This is a genomic window from Curtobacterium sp. MCLR17_039 (assembly GCF_003234745.1).
Classification (GTDB): domain Bacteria; phylum Actinomycetota; class Actinomycetes; order Actinomycetales; family Microbacteriaceae; genus Curtobacterium; species Curtobacterium flaccumfaciens.
Genome location: NZ_QKTF01000013.1, coordinates 80,912 through 100,425, shown reverse-complemented (window position 1 = coordinate 100,425; position 19,514 = coordinate 80,912). Strand labels below are relative to the sequence as shown.

At 71.8% G+C, this 19,514-nt stretch carries 21 protein-coding genes; 9 read left to right on the top strand and 12 right to left on the bottom strand.

Annotated features, from left to right (window positions below):
* The first annotated feature begins 57 nt into the window (after nt 1-57).
* The 3 genes from DEJ00_RS14580 to DEJ00_RS14570 all read left to right on the top strand — a co-directional run bounded on the left by DEJ00_RS14580 (nt 58) and on the right by DEJ00_RS14570 (nt 3,233).
* The gene (locus DEJ00_RS14580; RefSeq protein WP_027466251.1) at nt 58-1,464 is read left to right on the top strand and encodes an APC family permease; all 1,407 of its coding nucleotides are present in this window, start codon (nt 58-60) and stop codon (nt 1,462-1,464) included.
* Complete coding sequence (locus DEJ00_RS14575; RefSeq protein WP_111057843.1) at nt 1,461-2,390, top strand: acetamidase/formamidase family protein; 930 nt, start codon at nt 1,461-1,463, stop codon at nt 2,388-2,390. The genes DEJ00_RS14580 and DEJ00_RS14575 overlap by 4 nt, the downstream gene beginning before the upstream one ends.
* A gap of 75 nt (nt 2,391-2,465) precedes the next feature.
* Nucleotides 2,466-3,233 (top strand): SGNH/GDSL hydrolase family protein, encoded by a 768-nt coding sequence (locus DEJ00_RS14570; RefSeq protein WP_232536507.1) that lies wholly within the window; start codon nt 2,466-2,468, stop codon nt 3,231-3,233.
* Between the two features lie 34 nt (nt 3,234-3,267).
* On the opposite strand, the gene DEJ00_RS14565 is transcribed toward DEJ00_RS14570, so the two are convergent.
* The 3 genes from DEJ00_RS14565 to DEJ00_RS14555 all read right to left on the bottom strand — a co-directional run bounded on the left by DEJ00_RS14565 (nt 3,268) and on the right by DEJ00_RS14555 (nt 5,673).
* Nucleotides 3,268-3,759, bottom strand: a complete 492-nt coding sequence (locus DEJ00_RS14565) for a GNAT family N-acetyltransferase (RefSeq protein ID WP_111057842.1) — start codon at nt 3,757-3,759, stop codon at nt 3,268-3,270.
* A 4-nt stretch (nt 3,760-3,763) separates the two neighbouring features.
* Nucleotides 3,764-5,167 carry an LLM class flavin-dependent oxidoreductase gene (locus DEJ00_RS14560; protein WP_071247650.1) on the bottom strand — a complete coding sequence of 468 codons (1,404 nt, stop codon included), beginning with the start codon at nt 5,165-5,167 and terminating at the stop codon, nt 3,764-3,766.
* A gap of 137 nt (nt 5,168-5,304) precedes the next feature.
* The gene (locus tag DEJ00_RS14555; RefSeq protein WP_111057841.1) at nt 5,305-5,673 is read right to left on the bottom strand and encodes a VOC family protein; all 369 of its coding nucleotides are present in this window, start codon (nt 5,671-5,673) and stop codon (nt 5,305-5,307) included.
* Nucleotides 5,674-5,735: 62 nt separating this feature from the next.
* On the opposite strand from DEJ00_RS14555, the gene DEJ00_RS14550 reads away from it, so the two are divergent.
* Nucleotides 5,736-6,185, top strand: a complete 450-nt coding sequence (locus tag DEJ00_RS14550; RefSeq protein ID WP_111057840.1) for a MarR family winged helix-turn-helix transcriptional regulator — start codon at nt 5,736-5,738, stop codon at nt 6,183-6,185.
* Nucleotides 6,186-6,213: 28 nt separating this feature from the next.
* Nucleotides 6,214-6,669: a GNAT family N-acetyltransferase gene (locus tag DEJ00_RS14545; protein WP_111057839.1), complete on the top strand. Its 456-nt coding sequence runs from the start codon at nt 6,214-6,216 to the stop codon at nt 6,667-6,669.
* Here DEJ00_RS14545 and DEJ00_RS14540 read toward each other — a convergent pair.
* Nucleotides 6,623-7,198 carry a TetR family transcriptional regulator gene (locus DEJ00_RS14540; RefSeq protein WP_111057838.1) on the bottom strand — a complete coding sequence of 192 codons (576 nt, stop codon included), beginning with the start codon at nt 7,196-7,198 and terminating at the stop codon, nt 6,623-6,625. The genes DEJ00_RS14545 and DEJ00_RS14540 overlap by 47 nt on opposite strands.
* A 95-nt stretch (nt 7,199-7,293) precedes the next feature.
* Between DEJ00_RS14540 and DEJ00_RS14535 the strand changes: the two genes are divergently transcribed.
* A complete protein-coding gene (locus tag DEJ00_RS14535; RefSeq protein ID WP_111057837.1) occupies nt 7,294-8,346 on the top strand; it encodes a zinc-binding alcohol dehydrogenase family protein in 1,053 nt (350 codons plus the stop codon).
* Nucleotides 8,347-8,364: 18 nt separating this feature from the next.
* Entirely contained in the window at nt 8,365-9,177 is an 813-nt protein-coding gene (locus tag DEJ00_RS14530) for a hypothetical protein (protein WP_111057836.1), read from the top strand.
* Nucleotides 9,178-9,180: 3 nt separating this feature from the next.
* Here DEJ00_RS14530 and DEJ00_RS14525 read toward each other — a convergent pair whose 3' ends face one another.
* Nucleotides 9,181-9,657, bottom strand: coding sequence for a GNAT family N-acetyltransferase (locus DEJ00_RS14525; protein WP_220038880.1), 477 nt, complete (start codon nt 9,655-9,657; stop codon nt 9,181-9,183).
* 111 nt (nt 9,658-9,768) lie between these two features.
* On the opposite strand from DEJ00_RS14525, the gene DEJ00_RS14520 reads away from it, so the two are divergent.
* Nucleotides 9,769-10,476 (top strand): hypothetical protein, encoded by a 708-nt coding sequence (locus DEJ00_RS14520; protein ID WP_111057835.1) that lies wholly within the window; start codon nt 9,769-9,771, stop codon nt 10,474-10,476.
* An 84-nt stretch (nt 10,477-10,560) separates the two neighbouring features.
* Here the strand turns inward: DEJ00_RS14520 and sufU are convergent, their stop codons facing one another.
* The 6 genes from sufU to DEJ00_RS14490 form a co-directional block, all read right to left on the bottom strand.
* Complete coding sequence (sufU, locus tag DEJ00_RS14515) at nt 10,561-11,010, bottom strand: Fe-S cluster assembly sulfur transfer protein SufU (protein ID WP_027466240.1); 450 nt, start codon at nt 11,008-11,010, stop codon at nt 10,561-10,563.
* On the bottom strand, nt 11,007-12,299 hold the full coding sequence (locus tag DEJ00_RS14510; RefSeq protein WP_111057834.1) for an aminotransferase class V-fold PLP-dependent enzyme: 1,293 nt from the start codon (nt 12,297-12,299) through the stop codon (nt 11,007-11,009). The genes sufU and DEJ00_RS14510 overlap by 4 nt, the downstream gene beginning before the upstream one ends.
* A 135-nt stretch (nt 12,300-12,434) precedes the next feature.
* Nucleotides 12,435-12,647, bottom strand: a complete 213-nt coding sequence (locus DEJ00_RS14505) for an Rv0909 family putative TA system antitoxin (RefSeq protein ID WP_111057833.1) — start codon at nt 12,645-12,647, stop codon at nt 12,435-12,437.
* Nucleotides 12,648-12,742: 95 nt separating this feature from the next.
* Nucleotides 12,743-14,026, bottom strand: a complete 1,284-nt coding sequence (locus DEJ00_RS14500; RefSeq protein ID WP_111057832.1) for a chloride channel protein — start codon at nt 14,024-14,026, stop codon at nt 12,743-12,745.
* Nucleotides 14,027-14,126: 100 nt separating this feature from the next.
* Nucleotides 14,127-16,238 (bottom strand): alpha-galactosidase, encoded by a 2,112-nt coding sequence (locus DEJ00_RS14495; protein ID WP_111057831.1) that lies wholly within the window; start codon nt 16,236-16,238, stop codon nt 14,127-14,129.
* A 121-nt stretch (nt 16,239-16,359) separates the two neighbouring features.
* Nucleotides 16,360-17,343 (bottom strand): magnesium and cobalt transport protein CorA, encoded by a 984-nt coding sequence (locus DEJ00_RS14490; protein ID WP_071247679.1) that lies wholly within the window; start codon nt 17,341-17,343, stop codon nt 16,360-16,362.
* Nucleotides 17,344-17,496: 153 nt separating this feature from the next.
* Between DEJ00_RS14490 and DEJ00_RS14485 the strand changes: the two genes are divergently transcribed.
* The gene (locus tag DEJ00_RS14485) at nt 17,497-18,306 is read left to right on the top strand and encodes a tryptophan-rich sensory protein (RefSeq protein WP_111057830.1); all 810 of its coding nucleotides are present in this window, start codon (nt 17,497-17,499) and stop codon (nt 18,304-18,306) included.
* Between the two features lie 93 nt (nt 18,307-18,399).
* On the opposite strand, the gene ald is transcribed toward DEJ00_RS14485, so the two are convergent.
* On the bottom strand, nt 18,400-19,500 hold the full coding sequence (gene ald / locus DEJ00_RS14480; protein ID WP_111057829.1) for an alanine dehydrogenase: 1,101 nt from the start codon (nt 19,498-19,500) through the stop codon (nt 18,400-18,402).
* Nucleotides 19,501-19,514 lie beyond the last annotated feature (14 nt).

Sequence of the window (19,514 nt, the reverse complement as noted above, 5' to 3'; positions counted from 1 at the left end):
CCCCTTCCCCCAGCACCGCCCCCTGCACCCGTCCCTCCACCCGAAACGGAACCCGACATGTCGCAGCAGCACAGCGAGCTCTCCGCACAGCAGCAGCTCGAGGCCTACGGCTACAAGCAGGAGCTCAAGCGCTCCGTCTCCACCACCGACCTGCTCATCTACGGCCTGGTCTTCATGGTCCCGATCGCCCCGTGGGCGATCTTCGGGACCGTCTACAACGCCTCCAGCGGCATGGTGCCGCTGGTGTACCTCGTCGGCCTCGTCGCGATGATCTTCACCGCCCTGGCCTACGCGCAGATGGCGAAGTCGATCCCCCTCGCCGGCAGCGTGTTCTCGTACGTCGGCCGCGGCATCCACCCCACCGCCGGGTTCTTCGCCGGCTGGGCGATCCTGCTCGACTACCTGCTCGTCCCGACGCTGCTCTACGTGTTCGCCGCCGAGAGCATGGTCGGCATCTTCCCGGGCACGCCCCGCTGGCTGTGGGCGCTCGTGTTCGTCGCGATCAACACCGTCATCAACCTGGCCGGGGTGTCCTCGCTCAAGCTCGCGAACCGCATCTTCCTGCTCATCGAGCTCGTCTTCGTCGCGATCTTCGTCGTCATCGCGATCGTCGCGCTGACCGGTGGCACGATCCCCGACGCATCGTTCGGCACCGAGCAGATCTGGGACCCCGCCAAGGTGTCGGCGCCGCTCATCGCCTCGGCCCTGTCGATCGCGGTGCTGAGCTTCCTGGGCTTCGACGGCATCTCTACGCTGTCCGAGGAGTCCACCGGCCGTCGTGGCGGAGCGGGCACGGCGATGATCCTGGCGCTCGTCATCGTGGCGTTCCTGTTCATCCTGCAGACCTGGCTCGCGTCCGCCCTGGCCGCTGGGCGGGACTCGTTCTCGGACAGCGAGGCCGGCAACGCCTTCTTCACCATCGTCGAGCAGGCCTCGTCGAGCGGCTGGGCCACCGCGTTCTTCGCCGTCAACGTGCTCGCCGTCGGCATCGCGAACGCCATGGCAGCACAGGCCGCGACGAGCCGTCTGCTCTTCTCGATGAGCCGCGACCGCCAGCTGCCCGCGTTCCTGCACAAGCTCAACGGGCGCCAGGTGCCGCAGAACGCGATCATCGTCGTCTCGGTGCTCTCCGCGATCCTGGTGCTGTTCTTCGTCGGGCAGATCGACACGATCTCGTCGCTCGTGAACTTCGGCGCACTGTTCGGCTTCATGCTCCTGCACGTGTCCGTCTTCGTGCACCACGTGGTCAAGGGGAAGTCGCGCAACTGGCTGCTGCACCTGGTCGTGCCGCTGATCGGGTTCCTGATCATCGGGTACGTCCTGCTCAACGCCGCGGTCGAGGCGAAGGTCGGCGGGATCATCTGGCTGATCGTCGGCGCGGCCGTGTTCCTGTACTACCGACGCACCGGCCGTTCCACCGAGGTCGGCTCCGAAGCAGAACCGACGACGGAGGACGCACGATGACCCCGGACCACTTCCTGCCGAACACCCTCGGCCGCCCCGGGTTCTCCGCCGACCGGGAGCCCGTGCTGCGGGTCCGCCCCGGCACCGGCGAGACCATCGGCTTCGAGACCACCGATGCCGTCTACGCCGAACTCGACCAGCACCACGACATGGCGCAGCTGCAGGCACCGATCAACCCGGTGACCGGCCCGGTGTTCGTCGAGGGGGCGGAACCCGGCGACACCCTCGTGGTGACCATCCACGCCATCGAGCTGACCACGCACGGCTGGTCGGTGTCCCTCCCCGGTTCCGGGGCCCTGCAGCACGTGATGGGCGACCGGGTCTTCGCCCGCCGCTGCCCGATCTCGGACGGCTCGGTGCAGGTGTCCGACCGGCACCGGTTCCCCGTCCGGCCGATGATCGGGTGCATCGGGACGGCCCCGGCCGAGGGCGAGAACTCGACGATCATGCCGGCCTACCCGGAGGGCGGCAACATGGACGTCACCGAGGCCCGCCCCGGCTCGACGGTGTCCCTGCCCGTCCGGGTCCCCGGTGCACTGCTGTCGATCGGCGACATCCACGCACTCATGGCCGAGGGCGAGTCGTCGTTCGTCGCCATCGAGGCCCAGGGCACCGCGATCGTCTCCGTCGACCTGGTCAAGGGCGGTCCGGTGCTCCGCGCACCGCGCATCGAGACCGACGACGACTGGCTGTTCGTCGGCCTCGGCGACCCCGTGCAGGAGAGCGTCCGGCGCGGGTACGAGGACGCCTTCGCGTTCCTGGTCGACGAGCACGGCTGGACCGCCGAGGACGCCTACGCGGTGCTCAGCGCGGTCGGCGACTCGAAGCTCGGTGGGCCGACCGGCTCCACCGCCCCGGACCCGTTGCACCCCTTCGCCGCCGTCGGCGCGGTCACCCTGCACCGGGTGCCGAAGTCGGTGCTGTGAGGGTTCGCTGACGCGGGTTCCCGGTACGGCAGGCGTGCCGGGAACCTGCACAGGCATGTGCACGATGATGGGCGCATGCACGACACCATCCGCTACGTCGCGATCGGCGACAGCTTCTCGGAGGGCATCGGCGACGCCGGACCCGCTCCGTTCCCCGGCTGGACCGGACGACTCGCGAGCGCGATGGCGGGAGCCTCGGACGCCCACGTCTCGTACGCGAACCTCGCCGTCCGCGGCCGACTGCTCGCCGGGGTCCTCGACGGCCAGCTCGGGGCCGCCCTCGCGCTCGACCCGGCGCCGACCCTGATCACCTTCTGCGCCGGCGGGAACGACCTGCTGCGCCCGCGCTTCGACGTGGACGCGCTGATCGGGCTCGTCGAGGCCGCCGCCGACCGCGTCGAGGCCACCGGGGCCCGCCTGGCGCTCCTCAGCCCGGCCGACCCGAGCGCCCGCCTGCCCCTCGGCTCCCTGATCAACCGCCGCGGTGATGCCTGGGCCGAAGCGCTCGGCACGCTCGCCCGACGCCGTGGTCTGCCGTTCGTCGACGTCTCGCGCGACCCGCACCTCGGCCGCGCGGAGTTCTGGTCGGACGACCGGCTCCACATGAACGCCACCGGGCACCAGCGCGTCGCGGACCTGGCGCTGCACGCGGTCCTCGACGGCCCCGCGCCGGTCGAGCCCGCGGACGCCGGTGCCGCCCGGGCCCGCCTGGGCGAGGAACTCCGCTACTACCGCGAGTACGTCCTGCCGTGGGTACAGCGTCGGATCACCCGCACGTCGTCGGGCGACGGGCGCTCGGCGACCTACCCGACGTGGACGCCGGTGCGCGGTCGGGACGCGTAGCCCGCGTCAGCCCGCGGAGCCAGCGTCGGCCGGGTCAGCCCGCGACGTACACGCGGGTGGTGACCCCGCTCAGCGCGTGCGCGAACTCGTCGCCCGTCGCCACGAAGCCGCCCGCCTCGTACAGCCGCACCGCCCGGTCGTTGTCGCCGAGCACGTGCAGCACCACGCGGGGGTGTCCGGCAGCCCGGGCGTCGTGCACCGCCTCGGACAGCAGCGACCGTCCGACCCCGCGCGCCTGCACCCCGGGCCGCACCGCGAGCAACGACAGGTAGGCGGCGTCCGCCGGGTCCGTCGAGCGCCCGGTACCGGGTGCCGTGACGAGCACGAAGCCGTCGACCGCACCGTCCGGGCCGGCAGCCACCAGCCAGGCGACGTGCTCCGCCGCGAACTTCTGCCGCGCGCGCTCCCGCACCGCCGGGTCCTCGGCGGCACCGTCACGGGCGGCCACGGCCGCGGCCCACAGGTCGATGCAGGTGTCGGTCTCGTCCGGGGCCGCAGGACGCACGACCACGGACGACTCGATCACCCGATCAGCCTACGACCGCCCGGCTCCCGATCCTGAACGACGCTCCACGGTGCTCGTCGGGCAGCCGGTCACCGCGGCCGTGCAGCTTCTGGCGGAGCGACCCCGACCCGTACTCCTCCGGGTAGGCCCCGCGGGCACGGAGCTCCGGGATCACGAACTCGATGACGTCCTCCCACGTGCCCGGCGTCACCGCGTACGCCAGGTTGAAGCCGTCGACGTCGGTGAGCTCCTGGATCTCCTGCAGCCGGTCGGCGATGGTCGCTCCCCCGCCGACCGCCACCGGGCCGAGTCCACCGATCGCCGTCTGCCGCGCCAGGTCGCGGATCGTCCACTTCGACCCGTCCTCCCCCGTCGCCGCCGCGATGTTCGCCGCCGCCGACTGGATCGCGTTCGACTCGACGTCACCCAGGGGCTGGTCCGGGTCCCACTGCGACAGGTCGACGCCCATCCAGCCGGAGTTGAGCACCAGCGCACCGAGCTCCGACGCGTACGACAGGTAGTCCTCGTACTTCGCCTGGGCCAGCTCGTCGGTGGCGTCCGTGATCACGGTGAGCAGCGTGTAGACGCGGGCGGCGTACCGGTCGCGACCAGCTGCCTCCAGGGCGTCCCGGACCTTCGCGACGGTCGACGCGAGCTGCTCGAGCGTCGGTGCGCCCACGAAGACCGCTTCCGCGTTCTCCGCGGCGAAACGGATGCCGCGCGGCGACGCGCCCGCCTGGTAGATGACGGGCGTGCGCTGCACGGACGGCTCCGACAGGTGGATGCCGGGCACGTCGAAGTGCGTGCCGTGGTGCTCGATCGGGTGCACCTTCGCCGGGTCCGTGAAGACGCCGGCTTCGCGGTCGGCGACGACGGCGTCGTCCTCCCACGAGCCCTCCCACAGCTTGTAGAGGACCTCGAGGTACTCGTCCGCCACGTCGTACCGGTCGTCGTGCGACAGCTGGTCGGTCTGACCCATGTTCCGTGCGGCACTCGGCAGGTACCCGGTGACGACGTTCCAGCCGACCCGGCCCTTGGTCAGGTGGTCGAGCGTCGACATGCGCCGGGCGAACGGGTACGGGTGCTCGTACGCGGTGCCGGCCGTGATGCCGAAGCCCAGGTGCTCGGTCACCGACGCCATCGCCGACACGAGCAGGATCGGGTCGTTCACCGGCACCTGCGACCCGGTACGGAGCGCGGCCTCGTTCGAGCCGCCGTACACGTCGTAGGTGCCCAGGACGTCGGCGATGAAGATGCCGTCGAACGCCCCGCGCTCGAGCGTCTTCGCCAGGTCCGTCCAGTAGGTCAGGTCGCGGTAGTCCCGTGACCGGTCGCGGGGGTGCCGCCACAGTCCGGAGGACTGGTGCGCGACGCAGTTCATGTCGAACGCGTTGAAGCGGATCTGCCGGTGCTCGCTGCTGGTGGTCACGGGTCGAGACGCTACGTCGGACACCTCGGACCGTCACGGATCGTGACGAAGCGTGACGGTCGGCTCCGGCAACGGCCTGGAGGCGCGACCCGCGCCCGCCCCGCCGCCCACGACGGACGCGGGGCCGGCTCCAGGGCTCAGGCGCGGTCGTGGAGCGTGACGTGGTAGCCGTCGGGGTCGGCGAACGTGAACGTCCGACCGAAGGGGCCGTCGATCGGCGCCGAGACGATCCGGTGCCCCTCGGCGACGAGCGCGTCGTGGATCGCCTGCACGTCCGTCGCGTGCAGCCAGATCGCGGCGCCGATGCCGGGCTGCGCCACCGCGTCGAGGTCCGTGCCGGGCGCCAGGTCGCGCAGGGCGAAGGCGATCGGCGTGGTCTCGAACACGACGGCGTGCGGCGGGCCGGCCTGGGAGCGGACGAGGCCGAGGTACCGCTCGTAGAACGCCTGCGAGGCATCGAGGTCGCGGGTCTGCAGGGAGATGAAGTCGGGGCCGGTGACGGGCATGTGGTGCTCCTCGGGTTTGTGTCAGTCTTCTGACACAGGACAAGCTATGTCAGACTACTGACATGCGTCAAGACGACACCGGCATCCACCTCGAGACGTCGATCGGCTACCTGCTCAAGGAGACCGCGAGCGCTCTCCGCGCGTCGATGGAGGCCGTACTGCGCCCACTCGGCATGACGGTGACGCACTACTCCTGCCTCGAACTGCTCGCACAGCGCCCCGGCCTGTCGAACTCCGAACTCGCGCGGGGCACCTTCGTCACCCGGCAGTCGATGAACGTGTTGCTGCAGGCCCTGGAGCGGGACGGCTTCGTCACCCGTGCCACGGAACCGCCGGTCGGCAAGGCGCTCCCCACGCAGCTCACCGACAGCGGGCGTCGGAGCCTGGCGCAGGCGAGCGCGGCGATCCGCGGCGTCGAACAGCGGATGCTCGCCGATCTGACCGACGACCAGCAGACCGAGGCCCGTCGGATCCTGCGGAGCATGGTCGCTTCGCTCCGCAGTGCGGCCTGAGCGCTCGCGGGGTTCGTAGGCTGAGCGGATGGACGTCGCACTGCGGGACAGCACCACCGAGGACCTCGAGTGGCTCGTCGAGCTCCGGGCAGTGGTGCTGCGCGACGACCTGACACGGCTCGGGGTGTTCGACGAGACGCGCGTCCGCCAGCGCCTCCGCGACGCGTTCCAGCCGCAGCTGACCCGCATCGTCGTGGTCGACGGCCGCGACGTCGGGTCGGTCACCGTGCGGGTCGAGGACGACGTCCGCTGGGTCGAGCACTTCTACCTCGCACCCGACGCCCAGGGGCGTGGAGTCGGGTCGACGGTGCTGCGCGCCGTCCTCGACGAGCCCCACGACGGCCCGACGCGGCTCAACGTGCTGGTGGGCAGCCCTGCCCGCCGACTCTACGAACGCCACGGCTTCGTGCTCGACACCGACGACGGCGTCGACGTGTTCATGACGCTGCGAGCCGCCGATCGAGCACCCCACGGAGCGCCCTGAGCTGCTCGTCGACGACGTCGGCCATCCGGCGCTCGGCCGGTCCGGTGAGCCACGACTCGAGGGCCAGGTGGAACAGCATCACGGTCGTCTCGGCGATCACCGCGGCCTCGGACGGATCGAGCCCGCGGTCGACGAAGGCCCCGCGCACCGCGTCCGTCAGGTCGGCACGCTTCCGGGCGTCGCGCTCCCGCAGTGAGGACTCGGACAGCACCAGCCGCCGCACCGACCCGACCTCACCGTGCCGCCCCTCGAACCGCTCGTCGGCGACGGTACGGAGGCCGTGCAGCACGATGTCGAGCGGGTCGATCCCGGCCGGCGCGCCCCCGATGGCGGCCCGGGCGAGATCGGGGATCTCGTCGCCGGCGAAGATGACCTCGCGCTTGTCGGCGAAGTACCGGAAGAAGGTGCGGGTCGTCAGGCCGGCCCGTGCGGTGATCTGCGGCACGGTCGTCGTCTGGTACCCCTGCTCGGCGAAGAGTTCGAACGCCGCTCGCTCGAGCCGCCCTCGTGCATCCGGAGACCAACGCATGGGTCAAGAGTACTGGTGATGACACGTCGTGTCATGATTGACTCGGTGATGACACTTCGTGTCATGACTCACTTCGAGCAAGAGATCGGGACACCATGTCGTCATCGGGCAACGCAGCACTCTGGACCACGTCGACCGGGCGGTTCGCGGTCGGGCCCGCCACGGTCCTCCAGCCCGGCCCCGGCGAACTCGTCGTCCGCGCCGAGGCCGTCGCCGTCAACCCGGTCGACGCCGTCGGCGGGCTCTTCCGGCACCTGGTGTACCCGAAGCTGCGGTTCCCCGCGGTCCTCGGTTCGGACGTCGCCGGCGCCGTGGTCGCGATCGGTCCCGGCGTCGAGCGGTTCCGTGTCGGCGACCGGGTCGTCGGGCACGCCGCGGGACAGGAGCAGCACCGGAACAGCGCTGCCGAAGGGGCCTTCCAGCACCTGGTCCTGCTGCTCGACCGTGTGACGACCCCGGTTCCGGACGCCCTGCCCGCCGAGCAAGCAGCGGTCCTGCCGCTCGCCGTCTCGACCGCCGCGGCCGGTCTCTTCGAACCGGACCAGCTCGCGCTGTCGCTCCCGACGGCCGATGCGGCTGACCGCGACGGGGTCGTCCTGGTGTGGGGTGCGTCCACGAGCGTCGGCGCCAATGCCGTCCAGCTCGCCCGCGCCGCCGGGTACGCCGTGATCGGCACCGCATCCCCGAAGAACCACGCGTTCGTGCAGGACCTCGGGGCCGAAGCCGTGTTCGACTACCGCGACGACGGAGCCGCACGCCGCATCCTCGAGGCACTCGCCGACCGGGAGCTCGCCGGCACCCTCGCCTTCGGGCAGGGCTCGCTGACCCGCACGCTCCCGATCGTCCGGGCAGCCACCGGCTCCGGCCGGCTCGCGTCGGCGTACCCGACACCGGTGACGACGATCCGTGCGCGGCTCGAGCGCCGACACGGGGTCCACGTCACCGCGATCTGGGGCGGCCGCCCGACCGAGTCCGAGGTCGGCCCCGCGATCTACCGCGACTTCCTGCCCGAGGCGCTCCGCACCGGGAGGTACCGCGCCACCCCGACCGCATCCGTCGTCGGATCGGGACTCGCCGCGATCCCGGACGCCCTCGCCGAGCTCCGCGCGGGTGTCTCCGCCCGGAAGCTCGTCGTCACCCTCCCCTGAGCCGGTAGCGTCAGCGACGTGACCGATGCCCACGAGCAAGACGACGAGACGTTCCAGATCACGATGTCGGGCGGTGGCACGCCGCGGGGGCACCTGCAGGACCCGAGCGCCGTCACGCTGCACATGGACCCGCGGCTCCTCGGCGACACCGCCAGGGGCAAGGAGATGTTCGCACTGGCGATCGACCAGCAGCACACCGCACTGTCCGACTACGCCACCGCCATCGAGGCCGCCGACGGTGACGTGACGGCCCCGGCCGTGCAGGACGCCGCGACCGCGCTGCACCAGGCGCTCCACTTCCTGCCGATCGCTCACACCGCGTACACGGGTGTCGGCTTCCCCACGGCGCGCGTCGGGGACGGCCCACGGCCGACCTCGCTGCGACCGGAACGCGGCGAGCGCGGCCTCGGCGTCCACCCGGACATGCTCACGGCGATCCACGGGGACACCTCGCAGCGCTGGGAGCTCGCGTGCGAAGAAGACCTCCCCCTCGCCGTCGAGGTCACCCTGGCGACCGATCCGGACGAGAACGTGCGTTCCGCCTTCCTCATGGGGACGAGGTCACGAACCGTCGTCCTGCTCATGGAACAGCGAGAGACCGACCCGGAGATGCTCGAACAGCTCGCGCAGCAGGGCTACGCGAGTCCCGAACGGAAGTTCCCCGTGCCGCTCGCCGACCTCGTTCTCCGAGAGCTGGACGGCCTCTACGAGCTCCTCGGTCTCGACGACGACCCCGTCGCGCTCGTGAAGTCCCGCTGGGCACGGGCGCAGGAACGCGGCGAGCGCATCACCGTCGGCGACGCGCTCCGCGAGATCGGCGTCATCGCCTGATCGCTACCCCGCAGCGAGCGCCTTCGCGTACCAGCGGTCGGAGTACGGGTCGTCGTTGAACGGCGGGACCCGGACGAAGCCGAGCCGTTCGTAGAGCGCACAGGCCTCGGCGAGCTCGGCCCGCGTGTCCAGCCGCAGCGACGTGATCCCGCGTCCCCGGCAGACGTCCTCGACGTGGCGCAGGAGCACCGAACCGACGCCTCGGCCGCGGTGCTCCGGCAGCGTGAACACCTTCGTCAGCTCGCCGACGGCACCCACGAAGCGCACGCCGGCGCAACCGACCACGGCTCCCCCGTCGGCGGCGACGAGGAACACCCCGGAGTGTCCCTGCAGGTCGTCGTACGGTTCATCGTCGAGCGCCCGGTCGACCTCGGCCGACGTCGCCGCCCGCCCGTACCACCGCGACGCGACCTCCGTCAGGTAGTCCCGCACGATCGCGTCGGATCCGGCCGCGCCGGGATGCGCTGTTTCGACGATCACGTGGTCCATCCTCGTGCTCGTGCTCGTGCTCGTGCTCGTGACCGCCATCAGTCCGCGCCGACGTCCGTCAGGATCGCCCGGACGACGACACTGCAAGGTGAAGGGAGAATCATGACCACGCTCCGCACCACCATCCTCACCGTCGGCATCGCCACGCTCCTCATCGGGGCGGCTGGCTGCGCGACGGCGTCCGGGCCGAGCGCGCCGAGCGCCACGCAGACGAGTGCGACGGCCGCCACGCCGACGACGACCCCGACCCCGACCCCGACCCCGACGAGCGTCCGGCCGTCGTCCAGCCCGAGCGGCCCCGCGAGCTGGGTCTTCGGCGACGCGTCCTTCGGCCCCGTCCAGCTCGGTGCCACGGACGCCAGCACGGTGCTGCCGGCTGCCGGGTTCTCGCGGCAGCCGTCGAGCGGCTGCCCGACGTTCTGGGAGTGGCAGTCCGCCGACCTGTCCACCCCCAGCGGGTCCGGGTACCGGATCCTCGTCACGTCCGACGACTCCGGGCCCGGTGTGCGCTACATCTCCGTTGCGGGACAGGCAACCGACCCAGGAGCGTTCTCGTCGCCCGTGCTGACGTCCACGGGCATCGCGCTCGGTTCCACCGCCGACGACGTGCGCGCGGCGTACCCCGGGCTCGAGAAGACGATCGACACGTGGGAGCCACCGATCGGCGGCTACCGCGAGTACGTGGCACCGACCACGGATGGCCACTGGCTGCACTTCGACACCACGGGTGGCGCTTCCGGCGCTGAGGACATCGTGACGACGATCGTCATCAACGACACGAAGGCGGCAACGCAGGACGTCTGCCCCTGACCGTGCTGCGGACGGGAGGCGCGGGGCGGGCCCGCAACGGGCCTCCCGACTGTCCGGTGCTCGCGATCGCGAGCCGCACCCGGGTCAGCGGGACGCGGTCGCCTCGCGCGCGGCGGCTTCCGCCGCGACCCAGGCGAGCATCCCGCACTTGACGCGCATGACGAACTTCGAGACGCCGTGGAAGGCGACGAGGTCCTCGAGGACGTCCTCGTCGGGCTCACCGACGCCGCGCGAGCGCATCATGGTGCGGAACTCCTCGGTCAGTGCGAGGAACTCGGGCACGGTGCGACCGACCGCCATGTCGGTGAGGACGGACGCCGAGGCCATCGAGATCGAGCAGCCGTCGCCCTGCCAGGCGAGCCCGGCGATGCGGTCGGTGCCGGGTTCGAGCCGCAGGCTGACCGTGATCTCGTCGCCGCACGTGGGGTTCCGCTCGAAGTGCGAGGCATCCGCGTCGGGCATCACACCGTCGCCGTGACGCGCCTTCGCGTGGTCGAGGATGACCTGCTGGTACAGGCTGTCGAGGGCGTTCACGCGGTCGCTCCGAAGTAGTCGCGGACCTCGGCGACGGCTGCGAGGAACCGGTCGACGTCGTGCTCGGTCGTGTAGACGTAGGTGCTCGCCCGGCTCGTCGCGACGAGTCCGAGGCGGCGGTGCAGGGGCTGGGCGCAGTGGTGGCCGGAACGCACGGCGATGCCCTGCGCGTCGAGGTACTGCGAGACGTCGTGGGCGTGCACGCCGTCGACGTCGAACGCGACCAGACCGGAGCGCGGGACGCCGGCGGGTGGGCCGACCACGCGGATGCCGGGCACTGCTGCCAGACCGTCGAGCATCCGGCGGGCCAGGTGCTCCTCGTGGGCACGGACGCGTTCCATGCCGATGCCCCGCAGGTAGCGGACGGCCTCGGCGAGGGCGACCGCCTGGGAGACGGGCTGCGTGCCAGCCTCGAACCGCTCGGGCGCCGGCATGAACTCGGAGCCCTCCATCGTCACGGTGGTGATCATCGAGCCACCGGTGCGGAACGGCGGCAGGGCGTCGAGCAACTCGGCACGGCCCCAGAGCACGCCGATGCCGTTCGGGCCGAGCATCTTGTGCCCGGAGAACGCGGCGAAGTCGACCCCGAGCTGCTGCACGTCGAGCGGACGGTGCGGGGCGGACTGGCAGGCGTCGAGCACGACGAGGGCGCCGCGGGCGTGGGCGAGACCGACGACCTGCTCGACGGGGGCGATCATCCCGGTGACGTTCGAGACGTGCGAGAACGCGACGACCTTCGTGCGGTCGGTGATCAGGGCCGCGGCGTCGTCGGCGGTCCAGGTGCCGTCGTCGGCGACCGGGATCCAGCGCAGGGTGGCACCGGTCAGCGCGGCGAGCTCCTGCCACGGCACGAGGTTGGCGTGGTGTTCGGCCTCGGTCACGAGGATCTCGTCACCGGCGCCCAGGCGGAAGCGCTCGGCATCGGCACCGCCGCGGCCACGGCTGGCGTTGGCCATGCCGTACGCGACGAGGTTGAGCGCGTCGGTGGCGTTCGCGGTCCACACGACCTCGGTCGGGGCGGCGGCTCCGATGAAGCCGGCGACGGTGGCGCGGGCGTCCTCGTATGCGTCGGTGCTGAGCGCCGCGAGCGTGTGGGCCCCGCGGTGGACGGCGGCGTTGTCGTGTTCGAGGAACCGGCGCTCGGCATCGAGGACCTGGCGGGGGCGTTCAGCCGTCGCCCCGGAGTCCAGGTACGCCAACGGCTGCCCGTTCACGTCCTGCGCGAGGATCGGGAAGTCCCGCTTGATCGCCTCGACCTCGGTCTCGGTGAGCGGCTGGTTCGGCGCCACGACTGTCACGTCTCGTCCTCCTGGTGCTGCTGTCCGGAGCAACCCGTCCATGGTGTCCGTTGTTCCCGACCACGTCCAGTCGGCACGGCGACGGCCCAGGACCACGCCGGGTCCTGGGCCGTTGCACGTCGTCCGCTACTCGTTGCCGATCTTCTTGTCCGCAGCGTCGCGGGCACCGTCGATCTTGTCGTCGTACTTGCCGCCCGTGGCCTTCTTGACCGCGTCGGCCACGCCGCCGAGCACCTTGTCGCCGACGCCCTCGGCCTTCTCGCTCTTCAGGGCGTCCTGGACCTTGCCGTCCTTCAGGAACTCCTGGGCCTTCTTCGTGATGTCGTCGAACCCCGCCATCGGCTGCTCCTCGTCTCGGTGCGGAGCCCGTCGCTCCGTCCTGGCGCCGACAGTAGGCCGCCGGGCAGCCGTCCGTACCGGAACGCTCGGGGTCTTCACACCATCTGCGCGCTGCGGCGGCGGGCGAGCACGTACCCGACGGCGACCGCCCCGGACACCGCGAGCAACGAGGGCACGAGGATGTCGGTGCCCTGCTGGGTGAACTCGACGACGAGCACGAGGCCGGTGAACGGCGCCCGCATGGTGGTGGCGAGGAAGGCCGCCGCACCGACGAAGGCGAAGGCCGCCAGACTCGGACCGTCGGCCGGCCACAGCAGCAGCCAGGCACCGCCCAGGCCACCGCCGATCGCCGAACCGATCGCGATCGACGGGGTCAGCGTGCCACCGACCGCACCGGCCCCGATGGTGGCCGAGGTGGTCACGGTCCGCAGGACACCGAGCAGCAGCAGGAGCACGATCGGTGAGAGGCCGGCGAACGAGGCGTCGTCGAGCGTGGTGTTCATCGCGACGAGACCGAGCGCCCGACCGTTGCCGAGGATCTCCGGGAACGGGATCGCGATGAGCCCGACCATCGCGAAGACCACCGGAAGCACGACGAGCAGGTGCCAGCCCTTCGGGGCGATGCCCTGCAGCCGGTTGGTCAGCTTGACGAACCCGACCCCGGCGAGCCCCAGTACGGGCCCGACGACGACCGCCCAGACGAGCAGCGACGGCGAGAGGTGCATCGCGGGCACGTGGTACAGCACCTCGTCCGGGATCACGAGCCGGGCGGTGATGGCGGCGACGGCGCTCGTGGCGAAGGCGGGCAGGGCGGTCGCGAAGCTGATCTCCCCGAGCAGGACCTCGACCGCGAACAGCGCACCACCGAGGGGCACGTCGTACACGGCGGCGAGGCCGGCCGCGGCACCGCAGGCGACGAGGATCTTCGTCTCGCGTGCGGTCAGCCCCGCACGACGGGTGACGAGCTGGGCGAGCCAGGCCCCGACCTCGCGCGGCGCCACCTCTTTGCCGATGGACGCGCCGAGCCCCACGGCCAGGATCTGGATGCCGGCGTTCGCGAGCGTCGCCAGGGCCGGCATCCGCTTGCCGTCGACGGCCGCGGTGACCGAGACGATCGAGCGCCCCCACCGACGGAGCGCCCACCAGGCGAACCCGGTCAGGACGCCGGCCGCGGTGAGCGCGAGGAACCGGTTCAGCCCGGACGGTGCGTCGGCGGCCTCGAGGTGCCCGCCGAACCCGTACCCGAAGGCGACGAACTGGATGAGCTGGAGCGCGAGCCAGACCGCGATGCCGGCGATGCCGCCGGAGACGCCCACCAGGGCGGTGACGACGGCGAGCTTGAGGGCCCAGACCGGGGTCGCGTGTCCGGAGTGCGGCATGACCGGAAGCCTAACGGGCTGGACGCACCCGATGACGGACGGCGACGGGCCCGCCGGACGCGGGACGGGCCTCCAGGGCGGGCGCCCCGACCACCCGCCGTCAGACGGCCGTCACCCGGAACGGCACCACGCAGTCGGCCGGCATGAGCGGCGGCTGCAGGCCGACGGTGCCGAGCACCCGGCCGCTGAACACCCGCGGGCCGGACCACCAGTCCGGTCGCACCAGGTCGTGGCCGTCGCCGATGATGACCGGGTCGACGCGGTACGCCGTGTCGGGGTCGAGGTCGCGGAAGGTGACCCGACCGGTGCCGGAGACCTCGGAGCGGCCGATGCCGGCGAGGAAGAAGACGGCCTGCCGCCGGTCCGGCGCGACCGTGCCGTACACGAGCCGCGCGTCGTCGACCTCGTCGGACCGCACCAGGTCACCGCCGTGCAGGAGCGGGCGGAGCTCGCGGTAGAGCGCGATCCACTCGGTGAGCGCCGCGGACTCGTCGGCGGTCGCGCCGGCCAGGTCCCACTCGATGCCGAGGTGCCCGACCAGCGCCGTGCCGGCACGGAAGGCGAGGTCGTGAACGCGACCGGTCGTGTGGTTCCGGCCGCTCGCGACGTGGGAGCCGAGCAGCTCCGGCGGCAGGAGCTGCTGCGTCCACCGGTGCATCTGCTGGCGCTCCAGCGGGTCGATGTCGTCGGACACCCACACCCGCGCGGTGTGCTCGATGACGCCGAGGTCGACCCGACCGCCACCCGACGAGCACGACTCGATCTCCAGGGACGGGAACCGCTCCCCGAGCGTCGCCATCAACCGGTACGCGGCGAGGGTCTGCTCGTGGACCGCTGCGCCGCCGCCCGGGAACCCCGCCTCGACGAGGTCGCGGTTGTGGTCCCACTTCACGGCGTCGACCGCGTACTCGCCGATGATCGCCGTCATCCGTTCGAGCACGTGGTCGAAGGCCTCGGGGATCGCCAGGTTGAGCACCTGCTGGTCGCGGGAACGCGCGGGCAGCCGACCGTCGGCCTGCAGGATCCACTCCGGGTGGGCGCGGGCGAGGTCGCTGTCCTCGTTCACCATCTCGGGTTCGAACCACAGGCCGAACTCCATGCCGAGCGCACGGACGCGGTCGACCAGGGGGCCGAGTCCGTCCGGCCAGACCTGCTCGTCGACGTACCAGTCACCGAGGCCGGCGTGGTCGTCGCGGCGGCCGCGGAACCAGCCGTCGTCGAGCACGTAGCGTTCGACGCCGAGGGCCGCGGCACGCTCGGCGAGGTCGACGAGGCGGGCCAGGTCGTGGTCGAAGTACACGGCCTCCCACACGTTGATCGTCATCGGGCGGGGCGTCGTCGGGTGCTGCGGGCGGCTGCGGAGCCAGCGGTGGAACCGTCGGGCCTGGTCGTCGAGGCCGTCACCGTGGGCGAAGTACACCCACGGCCCCTCGTACGTGGCACCGGTGTCGAGCCGGACCTCGCCGGGCAGCAGGAGTTCGCCGCCGCCGATGACCTGGCGGCCGGTGGCGAGGCGTTCGGCGTGGTGCCGGTGGTTGCCGCTCCAGGCGGTGTGGACGCCCCAGACCTGACCGTGGGCGAAGCCGAAGCCCGGCTCCCCCACCGTCAGCACGGTCGCGGCGTCGGTGCCGGTGCGGCCCTTCCGTCCCTCGCGCTGGTGGGTCCCCACGACGAGTTCGCGGCGCTGCGGGGTCCGCTCCTTGCCCCAGCGGCCGGCGAAGTCCAGGATCTCGCGGGCCCCCGACGGGATCGGCATCGCGAGCGTCAGGTCGTCGACGGTGTAGACGCCGTCAGCGGTGTTCGTCACGCCCGCGCGGGCCCGCACGAGCCCGGAGCCGAGCATCTCGATGGCCACCCGGACGGTGAGCCCGGCGACCGTGTCCTCGGCGTCGGCGGTGACCGCGGAGTCGGTGACCGCGAGCGACGTGACCGTGAACGCCGGCGACCAGTCGGCGCCGTCCCGGTGCCCGGCGAGCCCCGGACGACCGCTCCAGCCCCGGTGCGGCTCGGGCAGCACCGACAGGCGGACCGGGTCGTCCATCTCGTTCGGTGCGACGGGCGCGACATCGGCGTCGGCGAGGGCCGTCAGCGCGTCGGTGTCGAGCGGTCCGAGTGCAGCTCCCCAGTGCACGACGGCGGGGAGCGCGTCGTCGCGGCAGTCCAGGACGAGCGAGACGCCACCGGCGGTCAGGTGGACGAGTTCGTGCGGCATGCGGGGCTCCAGTCGGCGTCGTTGCACGTCAGAGCTTTCCGGTCCGGAGCCGTCCGCTGCAAATCCGGCTGCGGCGCGGCTCCGGTTGCGGCTCAGGTTGCGGCTCAGGTCGCGGCGCGGCTCAGAACCAGCGCTTGACCTTGAACACCACGTAGAGGATCGCGGCGAACAGGACCATCGCGACGATCGACAGCGGGTACCCCCACGTCCAGCCGAGTTCGGGCATGTGCGTGAAGTTCATCCCGTAGATCGCGGCGATGAGCGTCGGCGCGAACAGGATCGCCGCCCAGCCGGAGATCTTCTTCGTGTCGTCGTTCTGCTTCTGTGCCGCCAGGGTCGAGTCGACGGTCAGTGCGTTCTGCAGCAGCTGCCGGAACGTGTCGAGGCGCTCCACCACCCGGATCGCGTGGTCGAGGACGTCGCGGAACCGCCGCTGCATCTCGATCGGCAGGTGGTACTTCTCGGCGCCACGGTGCAGGTTCTCGATCATGTAGACGAGTGGACGCGCCGCACGCTGGAAGTCGACGACCTCGCCGAACAGCTCGTACACGCGCCGGGACACCCCGGCCTCGCCCGAGAACAGCTGGTCCTCGATCTGGTTGATGTCCTCTTCGAGTCCGTCGATCACCGGCACGTAGCCGTCGACGATGGAGTCCATCAGCGCCCAGAGCTGCGCCTGCGGGCCGACGGTCACCAGCCCGGGCTTGCCGCTCAACCGCTGCAGCGCCCGTGGAACGGTCTGCTTGCCGCGGGGGTCGGCCTTCACGACGGCGAGGAAGAAGGTCTCACCGACGAAGGCGTGCACCTCGCCGAACGCCACCTCTTCCTGCTGGTCGTTGTACAGCGCCGGCTTGAGCACCACGAACAGCGTCGAGCCGTAGCGCTCGAGCTTCGGTCGCTGGTGCCCCTCGGCGGAGTCCTCGACCGCGAGTTCGTGCAGGCCGAGGGCGACCGCGACGTCGCCGAGTTCCTCGGCGTCGGGCTGGTGCAGGACGATGCACGCGCTGGCGCCCTGCTCGTCGAGCATCCGGAAGGTGTCGTCGAGGGACGGACTCGCGATCGGGGCGATCCGGTCGATGTAGACGGTGTTCAGTTCGACGCTCACGCGCCCACCGTACGCAGGGTGGCCGGTCTCCGGCCTGGAGGCCCGTGGCACGCCCGCCGTGCGCCCCGCGTCCTGCCTGAACGCGCGCTGCACGACCGGCGGCACCGGCCGCCTACGGTGCAGGTCATCAGCATGCTGACGAAAGGGACTGTCATGAAGAGGATCTGGAAGCGCATCGCGGTGGCCGTGAGCGCGGTCGTCGCCGTCATCGGCGCGTACGTCGGGTCGGGCGCAGCCGGTGGGACGCCCATCCAGGACGCCGCCGGTGGCGCACTGTCGGCGTCCTCCACCGCGATCGCCCCGGACGGCCCCGCCTTCTCGATCTGGAGTGTCGTCTACGCCGGGCTCATCGGCTACGCGGTGCTGCAGCTCTTCCGCACCGCGAACGACGAGCGGCACGAGCGGCTGGTGGTGCCGGCGGTGCTCTCCCTGCTGCTCAACGCCGCGTGGATCCTCTCGGTGCAGTTCGGGTTCCTGTGGGCGAGCGAGCCGATCATCGTCGCACTGCTCGTCGTGCTGATCTGGACGTTCACGATCCTGCGCCGGACCCCGTCCCGTGGGGTCGTCGAGGCGATCCTGACCGACGGCACGTTCGGGCTGTACCTCGGGTGGGTCTGCGTCGCGACGGCCGCGAACACCGCTGCGGTGCTGACGGCGGCGGGCTTCCGGGGCTTCGGACTCGGGCAGGACCCGTGGGGTGTGGTCGTCGCCGCGGTGGCCGGGCTCGTCGGGGTCCTCATCGCCCTGTGGGGCCGGGGACGCCTGGCGCCGATGGCGTCGGTCGCGTGGGGTCTGGCGTGGGTCGCCGTGGCCCGGTTCGAGGGGCCGCTCGTCTCCGTGCCGACGGCGGTCGCGGCCGTGGTGGCTGCGGCGGCCGTGGTCGTCGTGACCGTGGTGGTGCGTGCCCGCGCCGGCTGGGTCAGCGGGCGTGCCGGTCGGGCGGCGGCACCGGTGCCGGCCTGACGCGCGTGGCGTTGCGCGTCGTTTCGCGCTGAGCGACACCTCACGCGGCCGCTGGCCCGTGAGGTGTCGCTCAGCGCGAAGACTCGCGCGGCTTCAGCGCGCGGACGCCACCAGGCCGTGGGCGGCGGCGACCGCGGCGTTCGTGACCCGGCCGGCGTGCACGTTCAGGCCGGCGGCGAGTGCGGGGTCGGCCTCGAGCGCGGCCTCCCAGCCACGGTCGGCGATCGCGACGGCGTAGGGCAGCGTGGCGTTCGTCAACGAGATCGTGCTCGTGCGCGGGACGGCCCCGGGCATGTTCGCCACGCAGTAGTACACGGTGTCGTGCACGGCGAACGTGGGGTCGTCGTGCGTGGTCGGGTGGGAGCCCTCGAAGCAGCCGCCTTGGTCGATCGCGATGTCGACCAGTACCGAGCCCGGCCGCATGTCGGCGACCATCGCGTCGGTGACGAGCTTCGGTGCGGACGCCCCGGGGATGAGCACGGAGCCGATCACCAGGTCGGCGTCGCGCAGGGCCTCGGCGATGGCGTGCGCCGACGAGCGCAGGGTCGTGACGCGGCCGTCGAACCGGGCGTCCAGGGCCCGGAGCCGCGGCAGGCTGATGTCGAACACCGTGACGTCGGCGCCCATGCCGAGCGCCATCGTCGCGGCGTGCTCCCCCGCGACGCCGCCGCCGATGACGACCACGCGGCCCTTCGGCGTGCCGGGGACCCCGCCGAGCAGCAGCCCGCGCCCACCGTTCGTGCGCATCAGGTGGAACGCGCCGACCTGGGCGGACAGTCGCCCGGCGACCTCGGACATCGGCGACAGCAGGGGCAGCGAGCGGTCCGGCAGCTGCACGGTCTCGTAGGCGATCGCCGTCGCGCCCGAGTCGATGAGCGCGTTGGTCAGCGGTCGGTCGGCGGCGAGGTGCAGGTAGGTGAAGAGCACCTGGCCCGGCCGGATCATCGGGTACTCCGACGCTACCGGCTCCTTTACCTTGAGGATCAGCTCGGCGCGCTCCCACACCTCGGCCGCGGTGTCGACGATCGTGGCGCCAGCGGTGCGGTACTCGTCGTCGGTGAAGGCCGAACCGGACCCGGCGCCGGCCTGCACCAGCACCTGGTGGCCGTGCGACCCGAGCTCGGCGACGCCGGCCGGAGTGGCGGCGACGCGGTACTCGTTGTTCTTGATCTCGGTGGGGACGCCGATGCGCATGCTGACTCCTTCGT